Below are 15,906 nucleotides of genomic sequence, written 5' to 3'. Positions count from 1 at the left end.
GCTATACCAGGCTATTGTAGCGACGCCTGGTTACAGGTCTGACAACGAGCGTGCGCCGTCGACGCCGCGCCCGACCGGGTAAATCACCCCTGCTACCGTTACAGGCGAGGAGGATAAATGAAAATTACCGTACTGGGCTGCGGCGCGCTGGGCCAGCTCTGGCTGGCCGCATTATGCCAGCATGGGCATCAGGCCCAGGGCTGGCTGCGCGTGCCGCAGCCCTGGTGCAGCGTGAACCTGCTTGAAACCAACGGGACGATCTTCAACGACATTCTGATGGCCAACGACCCCGACTTTCTGGCGCAAAGCGACCTGCTGCTGGTGACCCTCAAGGCCTGGCAGGTATCCGACGCGGTCAGAAGCCTGGCCGGCAGTCTGCCCGGCACCACCCCAATCCTGTTAATTCATAACGGCATGGGCACCATCGACGAACTGCGCGACGTTCCGCAGCCGCTGCTGGCGGGCATCACCACCCACGCGGCCCGCCGCGACGGAAACCTCATTGTCCACGCTGCGGCCGGCACCACGCATATTGGCCCGGCGCGGGCGCTGAGCGGCGACTACAGCTTTCTGGCCGACAGGCTGCAACAGGTTTTGCCGGACGTGGCCTGGCATAACAACATTAGCGCTGAGATGTGGCGCAAGCTGGCGGTGAACTGCGTGATCAACCCGCTGACCGCCCTGTGGGACTGTCCGAACGGTGAACTGCGCCGGCATCCGCAGGAGGTCTTAACCCTCTGCCAGGAGGTCGCGGCGGTGATCGAACGCGAAGGTCACCATACCTCGGCGGCGGATCTGAGCTATTATGTCGGCCAGGTGATTGAGAGTACGGAGGAAAACATCTCCTCTATGCTGCAGGACGTGCGCGCCCGGCGTCATACCGAGATTGATTACATTACCGGTTACCTTCTGAAGCGCGCCCGCGCGCACGGCGTTGCCGTACCGGAAAACGCCCGTCTGTTTGCCATGGTTAAGCAAAAGGAGAATCATTATGAGCGCATCGGCACTGGTATGCCTCGCCCCTGGTAGCGAAGAGACCGAAGCGGTCACCGCTATCGATCTGCTGGTTCGCGGCGGCATTCGCGTGACGACGGCGAGCGTCGCCAGCGACGGCGACCTCACTATCGTCTGCTCGCGCGGGGTCAGGCTGCTGGCCGACGCGCCGCTGGTGGCGGTGGCGGACGGCGACTACGACGCCATCGTGCTGCCCGGCGGCCTGCAGGGCGCGGAGTGCTTTCGCGACAGCCCCCTGCTGGTGGAAACCGTCAGGCAGTTCCACCTCTCCGGGCGGATCGTCGCCGCCATCTGCGCCGTGGCCGCCACGGTGTTTATCCCGCACGATCTTTTCCCCGTCGGCAACATGACCGGCTTTCCGGGGCTGAAGGACCGCATCCCCGCCGATCGGTGGCAGGATAAGCGCGTGGTCTGGGATCCGCGCGTGAAGCTGCTGACCAGCCAGGCACCGGGCACCGCCATTGACTTTGGCTTAAAGCTTATCGATCTGCTGGCCGGCCGCGAAAAGGCGCACGAGGTGGCCTCACAGCTGGTGATGGCGGCGGGAATTTATAACTACTACGAAGCCTGAGTAAACGGCGGATATCTCCGCCGTTACCCTCACAAATGTTGCTCAATAAACGCCAATACCTGCGGACGGGGATAATCGGCCATATCGGCGGGGAGCCACAAAAAGCCAAGCGTTCCTAAATCCAAATAATCAATATTCCCTTTGCTTTTTACTGCCTTAACCTTATCCCACGTCACAAAAACCCGAAAACTCTGCCGACCGCACGCCGTCCAGCCTGCCCCCTGCTCTGTCAACTGTAGACAATAGCCGTAACGAATAGCCTCATTTGCGTCATACAGGCTGCGGCACCATCGTCTCTGTTGCCGATTAAAAAATAGTCGGGTTATCAAAACGCCGGCAGTATAGCATCCGACAAATACGGATATCACCTCGGTATTGCGTAATCTGAAGAGGTAGCCGCCAGCTTCATGGTTTAAAGCCCAGGCCGACAATCTGAACTGATAGTGACCGTCGATCGCTGATATCAATAAGGCAAAAATCAGCCATATAGCAAAGGCGCTAATAAGAAATACCGGCATTCCCCCAAAACGACGGCGGCGTTCCGGCAAAGATAGCCGGAGTAGCCGCGCCCCCCACAAATATTGGGCGAACGATAATGAGTGTCCCGGTATGTTAAGGGTAAACGACACATCTTCCGGGAGTGTCAATTGTTTATTATCCATGAAACTTCCTTGTTATTAACAGGCTACGGGCGATACACCTTCACGTTCGCAAAGCCCTGCTCGCGCAGATAGAGCGCCTGCAGACGGCTCATCACTCCGCGCTCGCACCACAGCAGCCAGGTTTTGCTCTGGTCGAGATCGCCAAATTGGGTGCTCAGCTTATAGAACGGCAGGGAAACCACATCAATCCCCTCCACCTTCAGCGGCCTGTCGTCCTGCTCGTCAACGGCGCGGATATCCAGAATCACGTCATTCGGGCCAAAGCCGCTGACGGTTTCCACTTCCACCGTCTCCTGCCCGGCCTGCCGGGCGATATCGCGAATATCGACGTTGCTCGCCTCTTCCACCACCCGATCAAGAATGGAGAAATCAAAGTTCTCCTCTTCCGCTTCGATCTTCGCCTTGACGGCCTTTACGGTCGGGCTTTTGGAAATCACGCCGCAGTATTCCGGCATGGTGCGGGCAAAATCCTCGGTGCCGATCTGCCGCGCGATAGTGATAATGTGCTCTTTATCGTGTGCAATCAGCGGACGCAGGATCAGGGTATCGGAGACGTTGTCAATCAGGCGCAGGTTGGTCAGGGTCTGGCTGGAAACCTGGCCCAGGGCCTCGCCGGTGACCAGCGCCTGCACGCCGTAGCGCTCCGCCACCTTCGACGCCGCGCGCACCATCATGCGCTTGAGCACCACGCCCATCTGACCGTCGTCGACTTTTTCAAGGATCTCGCCGACCACCGGCTCAAAGTTAATGGCGACAAAGCGCACCCGGTGGGAGCTGCCGAAGCGGTTCCACAGATAGTGGGCGACCTGGCGTACGCCGATCTCATGCGCCGCGCCCCCGAGGTTAAAGAAGCAGTAGTGCACCCGGCAGCCGCGACGCATCAGCATATAGCTGGAAACGCCGGAGTCGAAGCCGCCGGAAATCAGCGACAGCACATCTTCCTGGGTGCCAATCGGGAAGCCACCAAGGCCTTCATAGCGCCCTTTGATCAGCAGCAGGCGGTCATCTTCCACCTCCAGATGCACCGTCACTTCCGGATGGGTCAACTTCACGCGCGCCGATTCAATATGCTGATTCAGGCCGCCGCCGACGTAACGTTCCACGTCAATGGAGCTAAACTCATGTTTACCGCGACGCTTAACGCGCACGCAGAAGGTTTTGCCTTCCAGCTGTTCCCGATATTGCGCCAGCGCTTTCTCAAAGATGTCGTGCATGTCGGTAAAGGGCACGTCGTCAACTTCGAGAATATGGTGGATGCCCGGAATGCGGGTCAGCGCGTCACGGATGGCCAGGCGCTGGCTTTCATCTTTGGCGCGAACCTCAATATTGTCCCAGTGGCGGACTACGGCGAGGGCCTCATCGTACTGTTTTAAAACGTTACGAATGTTTCCGGTAAGCATTTTTATAAAGCGCAAACGCACAGATTGGCTTTTGATGGTGATTTCCGGGAACAATTTAATGATAAACTTCATGGCGGCAAGGGTTCGTTGACAGGTTCTGACAACCTGTTATGGGCGAAAACACAGCAGCCCACACCTGCGGCTGCATCCAGGCGCGCAAGTATACCATTATCGCGCGGCTCCTGGGCATATTGCGCCTTATTTGCTAATTATCCGCAGTCCGTTACCATATTCGGGCTAAAAATATTGAGAGTCAGACATTCACTATGCCAAAAAAAAATGAGGCACCCGCCAGCTTCGAAAGCGCGCTGGGTGAGCTGGAGCAGATAGTTACCCGTCTGGAAAGCGGCGATCTGCCGCTGGAAGAGGCGCTGAACGAGTTTGAGCGCGGCGTGCTGCTGGCGCGTCAGGGGCAGGCGAAGCTACAGCAGGCGGAACAGCGCGTGCAAATTTTACTGTCTGATGACGAAGACGCCGATCCCACGCCCTTTACCGCGGACAATGCGTAAATGGATTTTACCCAGCAGCTTCAGGCCTGCGTAGAACAGGCCAACCGGGCGCTGAGCCGTTTTCTCACGCCGCTGCCCTTTCAGAACACCCCCGTGGTCGAAACGATGCACTATGGCGCGCTATTGGGCGGTAAGCGCCTGCGGCCTTTTCTGGTCTACGCCACCGGGCGAATGTTCGGCGTCAGTATGACCACCCTCGACGCTCCGGCGGCGGCCGTGGAGTGTATCCACGCCTATTCGCTTATGCACGACGATCTGCCGGCCATGGACGACGACGATCTCCGTCGCGGCCTGCCGACCTGCCATATCAAATTTGGCGAAGCCAACGCGATCCTTGCCGGCGACGCCCTGCAGACGCTGGCGTTTTCCATTATCAGCGACGCGCCGATGCCGGAGGTGAGCGATCGCGACCGCATCGCCATGCTCTCCGAGCTGGCCAGCGCCAGCGGGATCGCCGGAATGTGCGGCGGCCAGGCGCTGGATCTGGAGGCCGAAGGCCGACAGGTTTCACTGGAAACCTTGGAGTGCATTCACCGCCATAAGACGGGCGCGCTGATCCGCGCCGCGGTGCGCATGGGTGCCCTTAGCGCCGGGGAAAAGGGGCGAAATACGCTACCTGTACTGGACAAGTACGCAGAAAGTATCGGCCTGGCGTTCCAGGTTCAGGATGACATTCTGGATGTGGTGGGCGATACTGCAACGTTGGGTAAACGTCAGGGTGCCGATCAGCAGCTTGGCAAAAGTACCTATCCTGCACTTCTGGGCCTTGAGCAAGCGCGGAATAAAGCCCGGGATCTGATCGATGACGCCCGTCAGTCGCTGAATCAGCTGGCCGCGCGGTCGCTCGATACCTCGGCACTGGAATCGCTGGCAGACTACATCATCCAGCGTGATAAATAACCATTACATCCCGATGAGTTTCTGATGAGTTTTGATATTGCCAAATACCCTACCCTCGCGCTGGTTGAGTCCACGCAGGAGCTACGGCTGTTGCCGAAAGAGAGCCTGCCGAAGCTCTGCGACGAGCTGCGCCGCTACCTTCTCGACAGCGTCAGCCGTTCCAGCGGGCACTTCGCCTCCGGGCTGGGCACGGTGGAGCTGACCGTGGCGCTACACTACGTCTATAACACCCCGTTCGACCAGTTGATCTGGGACGTGGGGCATCAGGCTTATCCGCACAAGATCCTCACCGGGCGTCGCGATAAAATCGACACCATCCGCCAGAAAGGCGGGCTGCATCCGTTTCCGTGGCGCGGCGAAAGCGAATATGACGTACTGAGCGTCGGCCACTCCTCCACCTCCATTAGCGCGGGCATCGGCATCGCCGTCGCCGCCGAAAAAGAGGGCAAAGATCGGCATACCGTCTGCGTCATCGGCGACGGGGCGATCACCGCCGGGATGGCCTTTGAGGCGATGAACCACGCGGGGGACATCCGGCCGAATATGCTGGTGATCCTCAACGACAACGAGATGTCGATCTCAGAGAACGTGGGGGCGCTCAACAACCACCTGGCGCAGCTGCTTTCCGGCAAACTCTACTCCACCCTGCGCGAGGGCGGCAAAAAGGTCTTCTCCGGCGTTCCGCCGCTCAAAGAGCTGCTCAAGCGCACCGAAGAACATATCAAGGGCATGGTGGTGCCGGGCACGCTGTTTGAGGAGCTGGGCTTCAACTACATCGGGCCGGTGGACGGCCACGACGTGCTGGGGCTGATTACCACGCTGAAGAACATGCGCGACCTGAAAGGCCCGCAGTTCCTGCACATCATGACCAAGAAAGGGCGCGGCTACGAGCCTGCGGAGAGAGATCCCATCACCTTTCACGCCGTGCCTAAGTTTGATCCCTCCAGCGGCTGCCTGCCGAAAAGCAGCGGCGGCCTGCCGGGCTATTCGAAGATCTTCGGCGACTGGCTGTGCGAAACGGCGGCCAAAGACGACAAGCTGATGGCGATCACCCCGGCGATGCGCGAAGGTTCCGGGATGGTGGAATTCTCCCGCAGGTTCCCCGATCGCTACTTTGACGTGGCGATTGCCGAGCAGCACGCGGTGACCTTTGCCGCCGGCCTGGCTATCGGCGGCTACCGGCCGGTGGTGGCTATCTATTCCACCTTCCTGCAGCGCGCCTACGATCAGGTGCTGCACGACGTGGCGATCCAGAAGCTGCCGGTGCTGTTCGCCATTGACCGGGCGGGGATCGTGGGCGCGGACGGCCAGACGCATCAGGGGGCGTTTGACCTCTCCTACCTGCGCTGCATACCGGATATGGTTATTATGGCCCCCAGCGATGAAAACGAGTGCCGCCTGATGCTGTTCACCGGCTATCACTACGACAATGGCCCGACGGCGGTGCGCTACCCGCGCGGCAACGCGCTGGGCGTGGCGCTGACCCCGCTGGAAAAACTGCCTATCGGCAAGGGCGTGGTAAAACGTCGCGGCGAAAAGCTGGCGATCCTCAACTTCGGTACGCTGATGCCGGAAGCGGCGAAGGTGGCGGAATCGCTGAACGCCACGCTGGTGGATATGCGCTTTGTGAAGCCGCTCGACGAGGCGCTGATCCTCGAGCTGGCCGCCGGCCACGAGGCGCTGATCACCATAGAGGAGAACGCCATTATGGGCGGCGCGGGCAGCGGGGTGAACGAGGTGCTGATGGCGCACCGCAGGCCGGTGCCGGTGCTGAACATCGGCCTGCCGGACTTCTTTATTCCCCAGGGGACGCAGGAGGAAGCGCGCGCCGAGCTTGGCCTTGACGCTGCGGGCATCGCGGCGAAAATCGCGGCCTGGCTGGCCTGAGCCGCGCCGCTTACCGGGCGGCATCGACGCCGCGTGCCGTAACCCCCCCCCCCCCCCGGCGCTCAGGGCGTCGGTTAAAGGATCCCGAGCGGCCAGTGATGGCCGATAAAATAGAGCAGCCCGGCGGAGATCACTCCGGCGACAATGTCGTCGATCATGATCCCCATCCCGCCGTGGACGTTGCGGTCAAACCAGCGGATCGGCCAGGGCTTCCACATATCGAGAATGCGGAAGATAACAAACCCGGCGGCTACCCAGCGCCAGTCGCTGGTGGGCAGCGCCATCAGGGTGATCCACATTCCGATGAATTCATCCCAGACGATGCTGCCGTGGTCGTGTACGCCCATATCTTTGGCCGTCTGATGGCATAAATAGACGCCCAGGCAGATCCCCAGCATCACCACCAGCGAATAGAGCTGCCACGGCAGAAAGGTCATCAGATACCAGAACGGGATCGCCGCCAGCGATCCCATGGTGCCGGGGACTACCGGGCTCAGCCCGCTGCCGAATCCGGTGGCCAGCAGATGCCAGGGGTTGCGCAGGCTCAGGCGGCCTTTGGCGATATCTTTAGGGCGCGGCAAAATGGTCATATCCTTTCCAGTCAAAAGTGACAGTCTCCCCGTCACGTATGAAGCTAACGCCGTCGACGTCGGCGCTCATCTGCCCGATGCAGGTAAAGGGCACGCCAAGCTGTCCGATAGCCACGTCCAGCGCGCCGCGGTTCAGCTCCGGCACCGTAAAACATAGCTCATAATCTTCGCCGCCGGAGAGCGCCAAGCGCAGAGCCTGCTCCGGCGCAACGTGGCGGGAAAGTGCCGCCGAGCGCGGCAGGGCGTTTACGTCGACCCGCGCGCCGCAGCCGCTGGCCTTGACGATATGCCCTAAATCGGCAATCAGGCCATCAGAGAGATCGATAGCGGCGCTGGCTAAATCGCGCAGCGCCTGCCCCTGCAGGATACGCGGCGTCGGGCGCAGATGGCGCTTACGCAGATACTCCGCGTCCTTCGCATCAACCACCTGCAGCTGGTTGAGTAAAATAGCCAGCCCGGCGGCGCTGTCGCCCGGCGTGCCGGTCACGTAGATCCAGTCGCCCGGCTTTGCTCCGGCGCGTTTCAGGGCGCGGCCCGCCGGAACGTAGCCGTGGATGCCCAGCGTCATGGCGAGCGGCCCGCGGGTGGTGTCCCCGCCGATCAGCTGCATATCGTAATAGCCCAGCAGCTCAAACAGGCTGTCGCTGAAGGCTTCCAGCCACGCTTCGTCAACCTCAGGCAGGGTCAGCGCCAGGGTCAGCCAGACCGGGTCGGCCCCCATCGCTGCCAGGTCGCTCAGGTTAACCGCCAGCGCCTTATACGCCAGATCGGCAGGATCGATATCGGCCAGGAAATGGTTCCCCGCCACCAGCGTATCGGTGCTGATCGCCAGGGTCTGTTTTTCGGGAACGTTCAGGAGTGCGCAGTCGTCGCCAATACCGGCTTCGACGTCGCGACGGGGATTTCGTACACGATCAAAATAACGGGCAATCAGGGAGAACTCGCCGCATGCCATACGTTATGCCTCAAGCAGGAAAAAAGATAAGGCCGCCCGGCTGGCGGATAACGGTTCCGCTGCACGGACGGCCTGACAATCACTTTCTATTGGGGCGGATCACGGGAGCTGCTTTATCCAGAACGCCGTTGACGAACTTGTGGCTGTCCTCTGCGCCGAACGTTTTCGCCAGCTCAATCGCTTCGTTGATGGCCACTTTATAAGGCACATCGCTGCGTTTAGACAGCTCGTACAGCGCAATGCGCAGCACGGCTTTTTCCACCTGCCCCAGCTCCTCCAGCAGGCGGGAGAGATAAGGCTTCATCAGGCCGTCCAGGTACGCGCTGTTAGTCGCCACCCCGGTCAACAGCTCCCGGAAGTACATGACGTCAACATCTTTCACGTCCTGTTCCGCCAGGAACTGGTATTCAACATCAGCGATGTCGTTCTGGGACAACTGCCAGGAGTAGAGCGCCTGAACGGCACACTCACGGGCGCGGCGACGAGCAGCAGGTTTCACGGATTTCCCCTTACAAAAATCAGCCCTTGATGGCTTTTACTACGTTAATCATTTCAAGCGCGGTCAGTGCTGCTTCCGCGCCTTTGTTTCCGGCCTTCGTGCCGGCACGCTCGATAGCCTGTTCAATGCTTTCGGTGGTCAGAACGCCGAAAGCGACCGGAATCTCGCTCTGCTGGGCGACCTGCGCCAGGCCGTTGCTGGCACCGCCAGCCACATATTCAAAGTGCGCAGTGCCGCCGCGAATCACCGTACCCAGCGCTATCACCGCGTCATACTTACCGGTTTTGGCAAGCAGCGTGGCCGCCAGCGGCAGCTCATAAGCACCCGGCACCCAGACAACGGTAATATTTTCATCTTTCACCTGGCCGATACGCTTCAGCGCGTCCACCGCGCCTTCCAGCAGGCTGTCATTGATAAAGTTGTTGAAACGCGCAATGGTGATGGCGACGCGAGCGTCCGGGGTAGCAACGTTAGCTTCAATAATGTTCATATTCTTCCTTCGGGTTCGATATAGCCCCGTAAGGGGGGCGGATTCTATCATAATTATTTATAGCCGTCATACTTCAAGCTGCATATGCGTTGGCTACATGCCTGGCCGGCTCGTCCATAAGCCTCGCCCTTGCGGGCCATAACCGTGCGGCGTGCAAACCGGCTTCCGACCGCTTTGCTGCTCGCTCCGGCCCGGGTTCGCTATGTTCCCGGAGATGAATGAGAAGCCTCCCTGTCTCTCACCAAAAGCAGCCTGCGACCGGGCAAATTTCCTGCTTTATTCGCCCACCGCGTTATTCGGCCCTGCGGCCTCCGCGCCGCGAAAAGCCCGCCGCTGGCGGCTTGCCCTTCGGGTCGTTCAGCCGGGTACGGGTACGTTTTCGCCTTTGGCCTGTAAAATTAAGCGTTAAGCGTTTACCAGATGCAGGCAAAGATCCGCACCGACCTGGCGTATCTCAGAAAACGTAAACGACGGCGCTTCGCTAAGGTTTTCCAGCCCCGGCAGTACGCACAGGCCGCGGGCGTTATTGCCCAGAAGCTTAGGCGCGACGTAGACGATAAGCTCATCCACCAGGCCTGCCTGCAGCAGCGCTCCGGCCAGGGTCGCCCCGGCCTCCACCCAGATGCTGTTAATCTGCAGCTTGCCCAGTTGCATCATCAGCGCGACCAGATCCAGACGGCCGTTGTGTTCGGGTACGCGCAGGCTGCGCACGCCCTCAGGCCAGACGAGCGTATCCTCCGTCGTACGCGCCAGCCAGGTTTCCCCCGGCTGCTGCACGAGGCGATGCGCTGGCGTAACCCGATTCTGGCTGTCGATAACAATACGCACCGGCTGGCGCAGGCTCGCCTGCGGACAGGCCGCCTGCGTGGCCGGATCCAGCTCCGGCCAGCGCACGGTCAGGGCGGGATCGTCCGCCAGTACCGTTGCGCTGCTGGTCAGGATAGCATGGCTGGCGGCGCGCAGGCGCTGCACGTCGCGTCGCGCCTGGGGTGAGGTGATCCACTGGCTCTCGCCGCTGGCCATCGCCGTACGCCCGTCAAGAGAAGCGCCCATTTTCAGCTGCAGGTACGGAAAGCCGGTGCGCATACGCTTCAGAAAGCCGCGATTCAGCCGCTCCGCTTCGCTCATCATCAGACCGTGGCTGACCTCGATACCCGCCTGCTGCAGGCGGTAAAGCCCGCGCCCGGCCACCTGCGGATTCGGGTCCTGCATCGCCGCGACGACCCGCGCCACGCCCGCATCGATCAGCGCCTCGCAGCACGGCGGCGTGCGGCCGTGGTGGCTGCACGGCTCCAGCGTCACGTAGGCGGTAGCGCCACGGGCCTTCTCTCCGGCCATGCGCAGCGCGTGAACCTCGGCGTGAGGCTCGCCGGCGCGGTAATGAAAGCCTTCGCCCACGATCTGACCATTGTTAACGATAACGCAGCCGACGTTGGGGTTAGGATGGGTGGTAAAACGCCCGCGCTGCGCCAGCTTCAGCGCCCGCGCCATGAACTGCTCATCCGCCATTAATTAATCCTCCAGACGCGCGATCTCTTCGCCGAATTCTTTGATGTCCTCAAAGCTCCGGTAGACGGAGGCAAAGCGGATATAGGCGACCTTATCAAGCTTTTTCAGCTGCTCCATCACCAGGTTGCCGATGAGCTTGCTCGGCACTTCGCGTTCTCCGGTGGCGCGCAGCTGCGATTTAATATGATTTAACGCCATTTCGACGTCATCGGAGCTGACCGGGCGTTTTTCCAGCGCCCTCTGCATCCCGCTGCGCAGCTTCTCTTCATTAAAAGGCTCGCGCACGTCGTTACTTTTCACCACGCGCGGCATGACCAGCTCTGCCACCTCGAAGGTGGTAAAACGTTCGTGACAAACCAGACACTGCCGGCGGCGGCGCACGGAGGCACCCTCACCCACGAGACGGGAGTCAATAACCTTAGTGTCTACGGCGAAACAGAATGGGCAATGCATACGGCGTCCTGACCTGTGGTTGACAGAGGCCCATTTTACCCTGAACTGGCGAGACAACAAAGGCGCAGCGCTTTTTGGGACAAAGGATCGCTGTCTTTATGCGCGGCGCAACCTACCCTTACGCTATTGTGACGGCGGAGGAGATAAGCCAGATGACCAGAGGTTATCGGAGAAAAGTCCTGGCGGGAAGCCTGCTGAGCCTGAGCGCCTGCGCCCGGCAGAGCGACGTTCGCCAGATGCGCCAGAGCCTCAGCGCGCTCAACGGCGAAATGCAGCAGCTTAGGCTGTGTCCCTTAACCAGGCGTGGCGTCGACGCTGAGCCAGAAGCGCGCGATCAAGCCTGACAACACAGAGCACGCGCTTGTGGTTCACGCCACGCTGATCCGACGGCGCATCGGGTGCGTTCCGCAACATTCCCGCCCGTTTTTTGTGACTTTTCTGACATGACTCTTCCGATAGCCGCGGTCGGCGGAACAGGGTAAAGCCGGCCCCTGCCCGCCGCCGAAAGCGAATAAACGTGAACGCAATCGATTACCTGATTGATGAATGTGTGAAACAAAACATATTTTTGTGAGCAATGATTTTTATAATAGCCTCCGCAGAAATATGAAAGAGACAAATGCGTACATCAGGTGCTCCCCGCGCCTTTCGTCTTCCCGCAAGGGTTTTTAAACAGTGGCCATCGATATGAAAAAATTCTCACTTGCCGGCTGCGCCGCGCTGGCGCTCTCCGCGTCTTTCGTCGCTACCGCGGCGGAAAACAACCCACCGCAGTATCTCTCCGACTGGTGGCACCAGAGCGTTAACGTGGTGGGCAGCTACCACACCCGCTTCGGACCGCAGATCCGTAACGACACCTACCTGGAGTACGAAGCCTTCGCTAAAAAGGAGTGGTTCGATTTCTATGGCTACCTGGACGCGCCGGTATTTTTTGGCGGCAATACCGACGCCAGAGGTATCTGGAACCACGGTTCGCCGCTGTTTATGGAAATCGAACCGCGCTTCTCCATCGACAAGCTGACCGGTGCCGATCTCAGCGTCGGCCCGTTCAAAGAGTGGTATTTCGCCAACAACTACGTCTACGATATGGGACGCAATAAAGCGGGCCGCCAGAGCACGTGGTACATGGGGCTGGGCACCGACGTCGACACCGGCCTGCCGATGAGCCTGTCGTTGAACGTTTACGCCAAATACCAGTGGCAGAACTACCTGGCGGAGAACGAAAACGAGTGGGATGGTTACCGTTTCAAAGTGAAATACTTTGTTCCGCTTACCCGGCTGTGGGGTGGCAATCTGAGCTACATCGGCTTTACTAACTTTGACTGGGGCTCCAGTTTAGGTGACAAGAGCGGCTACGCCGGGAACGGCATCAGGCAGCGCACCAATGACGCCATCGCCTCCAGCCACATCCTGGCGCTGAACTATGACCATTGGCACTACTCGGTGGTGGCCCGCTACTGGCACAACGGCGGCCAGTGGAATGATGATGCCCAGTTGAACTTCGGTAAAGGTAACTTTAACGTCCGCTCCACCGGCTGGGGCGGCTATCTGGTGGTCGGGTATAACTTCTGATCGCATCGCCTGAAGTCAGCGAAGCCAGCCCGCGGGCTGGCTCAGTTCTTTAATAATCCTCAGTTTTTTTCCTGGTTTCTTCTTCATATCGCAGACGTAAACAGCAATCACCCGGATTGTCATCTAACACCTTATCCAATACTTCGAAAAAACGTCTGACATAAATTTAATCATTTACTCTTGCAATAAACTCAAAAATATACTCCCCTTTTTCAATATAGCCTAACTTATCATTAAAGATATATTGAGGACATCGCCCTAAGCGAGGTTCTGGTTTTCAAACTGTTCCGGGCTGAGTCCGCCACAGGCACTGTGGCGATACCACCGGTTGTAATCACACTCGATATAATTAAATATCGTCGTTCGCATTATTTCCCGGCTGGTAAACTGCTCCCCGTGGATACATTCTACCTTCAGCGTGTGGAAAAAGCTTTCCGCGCAGGCATTATCGTAACAGTTGCCTTTTGCGCTCATGCTGCCCCGCAGATTATACCGTTTCAGCAGGGCCTGATAATCCCCTGAACAATACTGACCGCCACGGTCGGTGTGAACGATAACATTTTCAGGCCCCTTGCGCCGCCACACCGCCATCTGCAACGCATCGCACGCCAGTTGCGCCGTCATCCGCGACGACATTGACCAGCCAGTAACGGCGCGTGACCACAGGTCGATGACCACCGCCAGATGCGGCAGTTAACAAGGCTGGCGGTGGTGTTGACTCTCTACCTGTTTATTCGTTCCAGCGAACTGCGCTTCGCCCGCTGGAGCGAGATAGATTTCAGACACAAAATCTGGTCCATTCTCTCCAGAACTGGAATTTGACATTGTCGCAGTTAGCCATTTATTTTGAAAGGCGACTGAATAATGTGATGACGCTGTAAATTTTTTAACGTGACACAGAATTCTGAACGCTCTCAATTGTTATTTGACTTTACGAGCTTCGTTCAAACTCATGACATTCACCCCACCGCCATAGCCTGGATCTTCTTCTTGAACTGGAGCATCTTCCCAATTGCAAACCGGACAGTTTTCATAGCTTCCAATATCCGAAAATTCATATTTATAGCAACAGGGGGAAAATATACTGAACGATTTATTATTTCATCCAATTGCTGTTCTAATTTTCGATATTAGTTCATTTTTATTCCATCCCGCACTATATTTTGACTCCGGAGCATCCCAACAACCATTAGCTATTCGATTAATAATAAATTCGCCATTCTTTTCAAACGCAGGATACCAACCAACATCAACAATAACCCCAGATTTAAATGATAATTGTAATAAATCCTCATCCAGGGCCATTATCTGTGATTCTATACCTTGCGAGAAATCAATAGCTGACAGCTCGTCAAATATATTGATGAGATCAAGATCAAAATCGGTTCCCAGAATATTGTATTTCTTCATCATTTTAAAAGTTTCCTTGCTACGTCAGCATCTATTGGTCGACGGTAAGCTTCGTCAGCATCCGGGAAAACTGGTTAAGATCAGCTTCGGTTTTAGGGCTTTAAGCCAGTTCAGCAGCCAGTGCTTTGAGTTTATTTTCGTCCATAATTTGCCTGTCTCCGGTGTTGGAGTGAACATATCAAAAACAGGCAATTACATAATTTAAATGACAGTCTCAAAATCAAGGGTTACATCTTAGGTACCAGGCCAATAGTATTAAAACACGGCGTGTAATCTCGTATCTGACGTTAGCGGAGAATGTCTTACGACACTCTCCACTAATTTTAAAACGAACGGTGCTAAGCACCGTTCTTAATCATCTCGCCAGAACCTACCAGAATATGGTATTGGTTTATTAGCGCTGATTTATGGGGATTCCTCAGCGCCTGAGCGTTCACCTTTAACGAGTGGGCAGTTACACAGAATTGCTGACAGGCTCGCTAATTTTTAAAGCCCGGTTTACCATTGGCCTGACGCCATTGTTTTACTTCCTGAACAACGCCTTCTGGACTATCATCTTTCCCATCCTCTGGGTAGAAGATAAGGTCGGAACCTGATGGATGTTCAACAAGTCGTCTAAACTCCCTAACTCGGCGATTATCGTCCTCTTCTGTTGGCCCTTCGGCATTATAAATTTTACGAACTAATTCTAAGAATTCGCTTTCTGTATAATCAGATAATATTTTTTTATCACCCATATTATTTACTCTACCTCGTTGAATGAATATCGATATGCCGCTTAGGTGAAGTTATGCCCATATTATCGACATTATAAACCTCTCCACCTTTACTTATTGGAATAATATGATGGATTTCATAGCGTTCTCTTCCTCCAGCACGATCCTGTTCTCGTGTGAAAGGGGAGTTTCCATTGCGTATATGAATTTTGTTACTCCCCCGAAACTGACTTGATAGCTCAGGGTATTTTGAAACCTCTAACCAAAAAGCCTTGCGGAACTGGTCAAAGTTTTCAAAGGTTCGCCCTCGTAGCTTATCTGCTATCTGACCTGGAACCGGAGAACCATTCCCCGTGTTAGCATCAGACAACCAAATACCACTAACCTTCTGGCCTTTATCCGTTACCTGACCGGGATTGTTTCGCAGATATATATAAATCGGTGGAATATCCGATACAGGCAGAATAAGAATATAATCCGCAAAATTCTTCTCTTCCAGTGTTGGGCTGGTTGTAGCCTCAATATTAGTATCTTCCGGCAGCGGATCAACAACCACCGGGTTTGGTATCCTTACCGGGTTCTGGTTACCTGTATTTGAAGGAATATTGACACCTGAACCGTCGGGCGTCCAGATAATTGTTATACGGGGATCTTCCTCTGTGGTGAACGTATAGGCTTTTCGACTGCTATCCCACTCCATTTTGCGCACACGCACCATATCCCGACCTGGTGGTGTATGCCAGCCATGAGGAACAGGATTACCTTTGTC

General features: G+C 57.0%; 19 protein-coding genes and 3 pseudogenes. 9 read left to right on the top strand and 13 right to left on the bottom strand.

Going from position 1 to position 15,906, the window contains the following annotated elements:
• Positions 1–117: 117 nt before the first annotated feature.
• Both panE and yajL read left to right on the top strand, forming a co-directional pair.
• Positions 118–1,029 (top strand): 2-dehydropantoate 2-reductase, encoded by a 912-nt coding sequence (panE, locus tag GJV78_RS00110; protein ID WP_155106402.1) that lies wholly within the window; start codon positions 118–120, stop codon positions 1,027–1,029.
• Complete coding sequence (yajL, locus tag GJV78_RS00105) at positions 992–1,585, top strand: protein deglycase YajL (protein WP_155106401.1); 594 nt, start codon at positions 992–994, stop codon at positions 1,583–1,585. The genes panE and yajL overlap by 38 nt, the downstream gene beginning before the upstream one ends.
• 29 nt (positions 1,586–1,614) lie before the next feature.
• On the opposite strand, the gene GJV78_RS00100 is transcribed toward yajL, so the two are convergent.
• Together GJV78_RS00100 and thiI are read right to left on the bottom strand one after the other, a co-directional pair.
• Positions 1,615–2,247 (bottom strand): hypothetical protein, encoded by a 633-nt coding sequence (locus GJV78_RS00100; protein WP_155106400.1) that lies wholly within the window; start codon positions 2,245–2,247, stop codon positions 1,615–1,617.
• A 23-nt stretch (positions 2,248–2,270) separates the two neighbouring features.
• Positions 2,271–3,719, bottom strand: a complete 1,449-nt coding sequence (gene thiI, locus GJV78_RS00095; RefSeq protein ID WP_155106399.1) for a tRNA uracil 4-sulfurtransferase ThiI — start codon at positions 3,717–3,719, stop codon at positions 2,271–2,273.
• Positions 3,720–3,913: 194 nt separating this feature from the next.
• On the opposite strand from thiI, the gene xseB reads away from it, so the two are divergent.
• The 3 genes from xseB to dxs are packed head-to-tail and all read left to right on the top strand — an operon-like array spanning position 3,914 to position 6,943.
• Entirely contained in the window at positions 3,914–4,156 is a 243-nt protein-coding gene (xseB, locus tag GJV78_RS00090; protein WP_155106398.1) for an exodeoxyribonuclease VII small subunit, read from the top strand.
• A complete protein-coding gene (ispA, locus tag GJV78_RS00085; RefSeq protein WP_155106397.1) occupies positions 4,157–5,056 on the top strand; it encodes a (2E,6E)-farnesyl diphosphate synthase in 900 nt (299 codons plus the stop codon).
• A gap of 24 nt (positions 5,057–5,080) precedes the next feature.
• On the top strand, positions 5,081–6,943 hold the full coding sequence (gene dxs / locus GJV78_RS00080) for a 1-deoxy-D-xylulose-5-phosphate synthase (protein WP_155106396.1): 1,863 nt from the start codon (positions 5,081–5,083) through the stop codon (positions 6,941–6,943).
• A 74-nt stretch (positions 6,944–7,017) separates the two neighbouring features.
• Here the strand turns inward: dxs and pgpA are convergent, their stop codons facing one another.
• The 6 genes from pgpA to nrdR all read right to left on the bottom strand — a co-directional run bounded on the left by pgpA (position 7,018) and on the right by nrdR (position 11,439).
• Entirely contained in the window at positions 7,018–7,533 is a 516-nt protein-coding gene (pgpA, locus tag GJV78_RS00075; protein ID WP_155106395.1) for a phosphatidylglycerophosphatase A, read from the bottom strand.
• A complete protein-coding gene (gene thiL, locus GJV78_RS00070; RefSeq protein WP_155106394.1) occupies positions 7,511–8,488 on the bottom strand; it encodes a thiamine-phosphate kinase in 978 nt (325 codons plus the stop codon). The genes pgpA and thiL overlap by 23 nt, the downstream gene beginning before the upstream one ends.
• Before the next feature lie 79 nt (positions 8,489–8,567).
• On the bottom strand, positions 8,568–8,987 hold the full coding sequence (gene nusB / locus GJV78_RS00065; RefSeq protein WP_167519284.1) for a transcription antitermination factor NusB: 420 nt from the start codon (positions 8,985–8,987) through the stop codon (positions 8,568–8,570).
• A 19-nt stretch (positions 8,988–9,006) separates the two neighbouring features.
• The gene (gene ribH / locus GJV78_RS00060; RefSeq protein ID WP_155106393.1) at positions 9,007–9,477 is read right to left on the bottom strand and encodes a 6,7-dimethyl-8-ribityllumazine synthase; all 471 of its coding nucleotides are present in this window, start codon (positions 9,475–9,477) and stop codon (positions 9,007–9,009) included.
• 405 nt (positions 9,478–9,882) lie between these two features.
• Positions 9,883–10,986: a bifunctional diaminohydroxyphosphoribosylaminopyrimidine deaminase/5-amino-6-(5-phosphoribosylamino)uracil reductase RibD gene (gene ribD, locus GJV78_RS00055; RefSeq protein WP_155106392.1), complete on the bottom strand. Its 1,104-nt coding sequence runs from the start codon at positions 10,984–10,986 to the stop codon at positions 9,883–9,885.
• A 3-nt stretch (positions 10,987–10,989) separates the two neighbouring features.
• Complete coding sequence (gene nrdR, locus GJV78_RS00050; protein ID WP_155106391.1) at positions 10,990–11,439, bottom strand: transcriptional regulator NrdR; 450 nt, start codon at positions 11,437–11,439, stop codon at positions 10,990–10,992.
• A 98-nt stretch (positions 11,440–11,537) separates the two neighbouring features.
• Between nrdR and GJV78_RS24085 the strand changes: the two genes are divergently transcribed.
• Positions 11,538–11,783: a SadB/YajI family lipoprotein gene (locus tag GJV78_RS24085; RefSeq protein WP_155106390.1), complete on the top strand. Its 246-nt coding sequence runs from the start codon at positions 11,538–11,540 to the stop codon at positions 11,781–11,783.
• Positions 11,784–12,126: 343 nt separating this feature from the next.
• Positions 12,127–13,011, top strand: coding sequence for a nucleoside-specific channel-forming protein Tsx (locus GJV78_RS00040; protein ID WP_155106389.1), 885 nt, complete (start codon positions 12,127–12,129; stop codon positions 13,009–13,011).
• Positions 13,012–13,269: 258 nt separating this feature from the next.
• On the opposite strand, the pseudogene GJV78_RS00035 reads toward GJV78_RS00040, so the two are convergent.
• Positions 13,270–13,698: pseudogene (locus GJV78_RS00035) on the bottom strand (IS3 family transposase); the annotation flags it as partial.
• Between GJV78_RS00035 and GJV78_RS00030 the strand changes: the two are divergent.
• Positions 13,675–13,812, top strand: a pseudogene (locus GJV78_RS00030) (integrase); the annotation flags it as partial. The pseudogenes GJV78_RS00035 and GJV78_RS00030 sit on opposite strands and share 24 nt — an antisense overlap.
• 120 nt (positions 13,813–13,932) lie before the next feature.
• Here GJV78_RS00030 and GJV78_RS00025 read toward each other — a convergent pair.
• Positions 13,933–14,094 carry a CPCC family cysteine-rich protein gene (locus GJV78_RS00025; protein ID WP_167519309.1) on the bottom strand — a complete coding sequence of 54 codons (162 nt, stop codon included), beginning with the start codon at positions 14,092–14,094 and terminating at the stop codon, positions 13,933–13,935.
• A gap of 18 nt (positions 14,095–14,112) precedes the next feature.
• The gene (locus GJV78_RS00020) at positions 14,113–14,424 is read right to left on the bottom strand and encodes a hypothetical protein (protein WP_155106388.1); all 312 of its coding nucleotides are present in this window, start codon (positions 14,422–14,424) and stop codon (positions 14,113–14,115) included.
• A gap of 209 nt (positions 14,425–14,633) precedes the next feature.
• Here GJV78_RS00020 and GJV78_RS00015 point away from each other — a divergent pair.
• A pseudogene (locus GJV78_RS00015) lies at positions 14,634–14,819 on the top strand (IS4 family transposase); the annotation flags it as partial.
• Positions 14,820–14,900: 81 nt separating this feature from the next.
• Here GJV78_RS00015 and GJV78_RS00010 read toward each other — a convergent pair.
• Positions 14,901–15,158 carry a bacteriocin immunity protein gene (locus tag GJV78_RS00010; RefSeq protein WP_155106387.1) on the bottom strand — a complete coding sequence of 86 codons (258 nt, stop codon included), beginning with the start codon at positions 15,156–15,158 and terminating at the stop codon, positions 14,901–14,903.
• Between the two features lie 10 nt (positions 15,159–15,168).
• A partial coding sequence (locus tag GJV78_RS00005; RefSeq protein ID WP_209439215.1) for an S-type pyocin domain-containing protein occupies positions 15,169–15,906 on the bottom strand: 738 nt, incomplete at its 5' end.

Source organism: Intestinirhabdus alba (assembly GCF_009711095.1).
GTDB lineage: Bacteria > Pseudomonadota > Gammaproteobacteria > Enterobacterales > Enterobacteriaceae > Intestinirhabdus > Intestinirhabdus alba.
Note: the sequence above shows the minus strand (reverse complement) of the source record. Positions and strands in the feature narration are given on the sequence as shown.

Excerpts from the sequence above, each read along its gene's own strand:
- panE (WP_155106402.1), top strand. The coding sequence starts at position 118 with ATGAAAATTACCGTACTGGGCTGCGGCGCGCTGGGCCAGCTCTGGCTG.
- yajL (WP_155106401.1), top strand. The coding sequence starts at position 992 with ATGAGCGCATCGGCACTGGTATGCCTCGCCCCTGGTAGCGAAGAGACC.
- GJV78_RS00100 (WP_155106400.1), bottom strand. The coding sequence starts at position 2,247 with ATGGATAATAAACAATTGACACTCCCGGAAGATGTGTCGTTTACCCTT.
- thiI (WP_155106399.1), bottom strand. The coding sequence starts at position 3,719 with ATGAAGTTTATCATTAAATTGTTCCCGGAAATCACCATCAAAAGCCAA.
- xseB (WP_155106398.1), top strand. The coding sequence starts at position 3,914 with ATGCCAAAAAAAAATGAGGCACCCGCCAGCTTCGAAAGCGCGCTGGGT.
- ispA (WP_155106397.1), top strand. The coding sequence starts at position 4,157 with ATGGATTTTACCCAGCAGCTTCAGGCCTGCGTAGAACAGGCCAACCGG.
- dxs (WP_155106396.1), top strand. The coding sequence starts at position 5,081 with ATGAGTTTTGATATTGCCAAATACCCTACCCTCGCGCTGGTTGAGTCC.
- pgpA (WP_155106395.1), bottom strand. The coding sequence starts at position 7,533 with ATGACCATTTTGCCGCGCCCTAAAGATATCGCCAAAGGCCGCCTGAGC.
- thiL (WP_155106394.1), bottom strand. The coding sequence starts at position 8,488 with ATGGCATGCGGCGAGTTCTCCCTGATTGCCCGTTATTTTGATCGTGTA.
- ribH (WP_155106393.1), bottom strand. The coding sequence starts at position 9,477 with ATGAACATTATTGAAGCTAACGTTGCTACCCCGGACGCTCGCGTCGCC.
- ribD (WP_155106392.1), bottom strand. The coding sequence starts at position 10,986 with ATGGCGGATGAGCAGTTCATGGCGCGGGCGCTGAAGCTGGCGCAGCGC.
- nrdR (WP_155106391.1), bottom strand. The coding sequence starts at position 11,439 with ATGCATTGCCCATTCTGTTTCGCCGTAGACACTAAGGTTATTGACTCC.
- GJV78_RS24085 (WP_155106390.1), top strand. The coding sequence starts at position 11,538 with ATGCGCGGCGCAACCTACCCTTACGCTATTGTGACGGCGGAGGAGATA.
- GJV78_RS00040 (WP_155106389.1), top strand. The coding sequence starts at position 12,127 with ATGAAAAAATTCTCACTTGCCGGCTGCGCCGCGCTGGCGCTCTCCGCG.
- GJV78_RS00020 (WP_155106388.1), bottom strand. The coding sequence starts at position 14,424 with ATGATGAAGAAATACAATATTCTGGGAACCGATTTTGATCTTGATCTC.
- GJV78_RS00010 (WP_155106387.1), bottom strand. The coding sequence starts at position 15,158 with ATGGGTGATAAAAAAATATTATCTGATTATACAGAAAGCGAATTCTTA.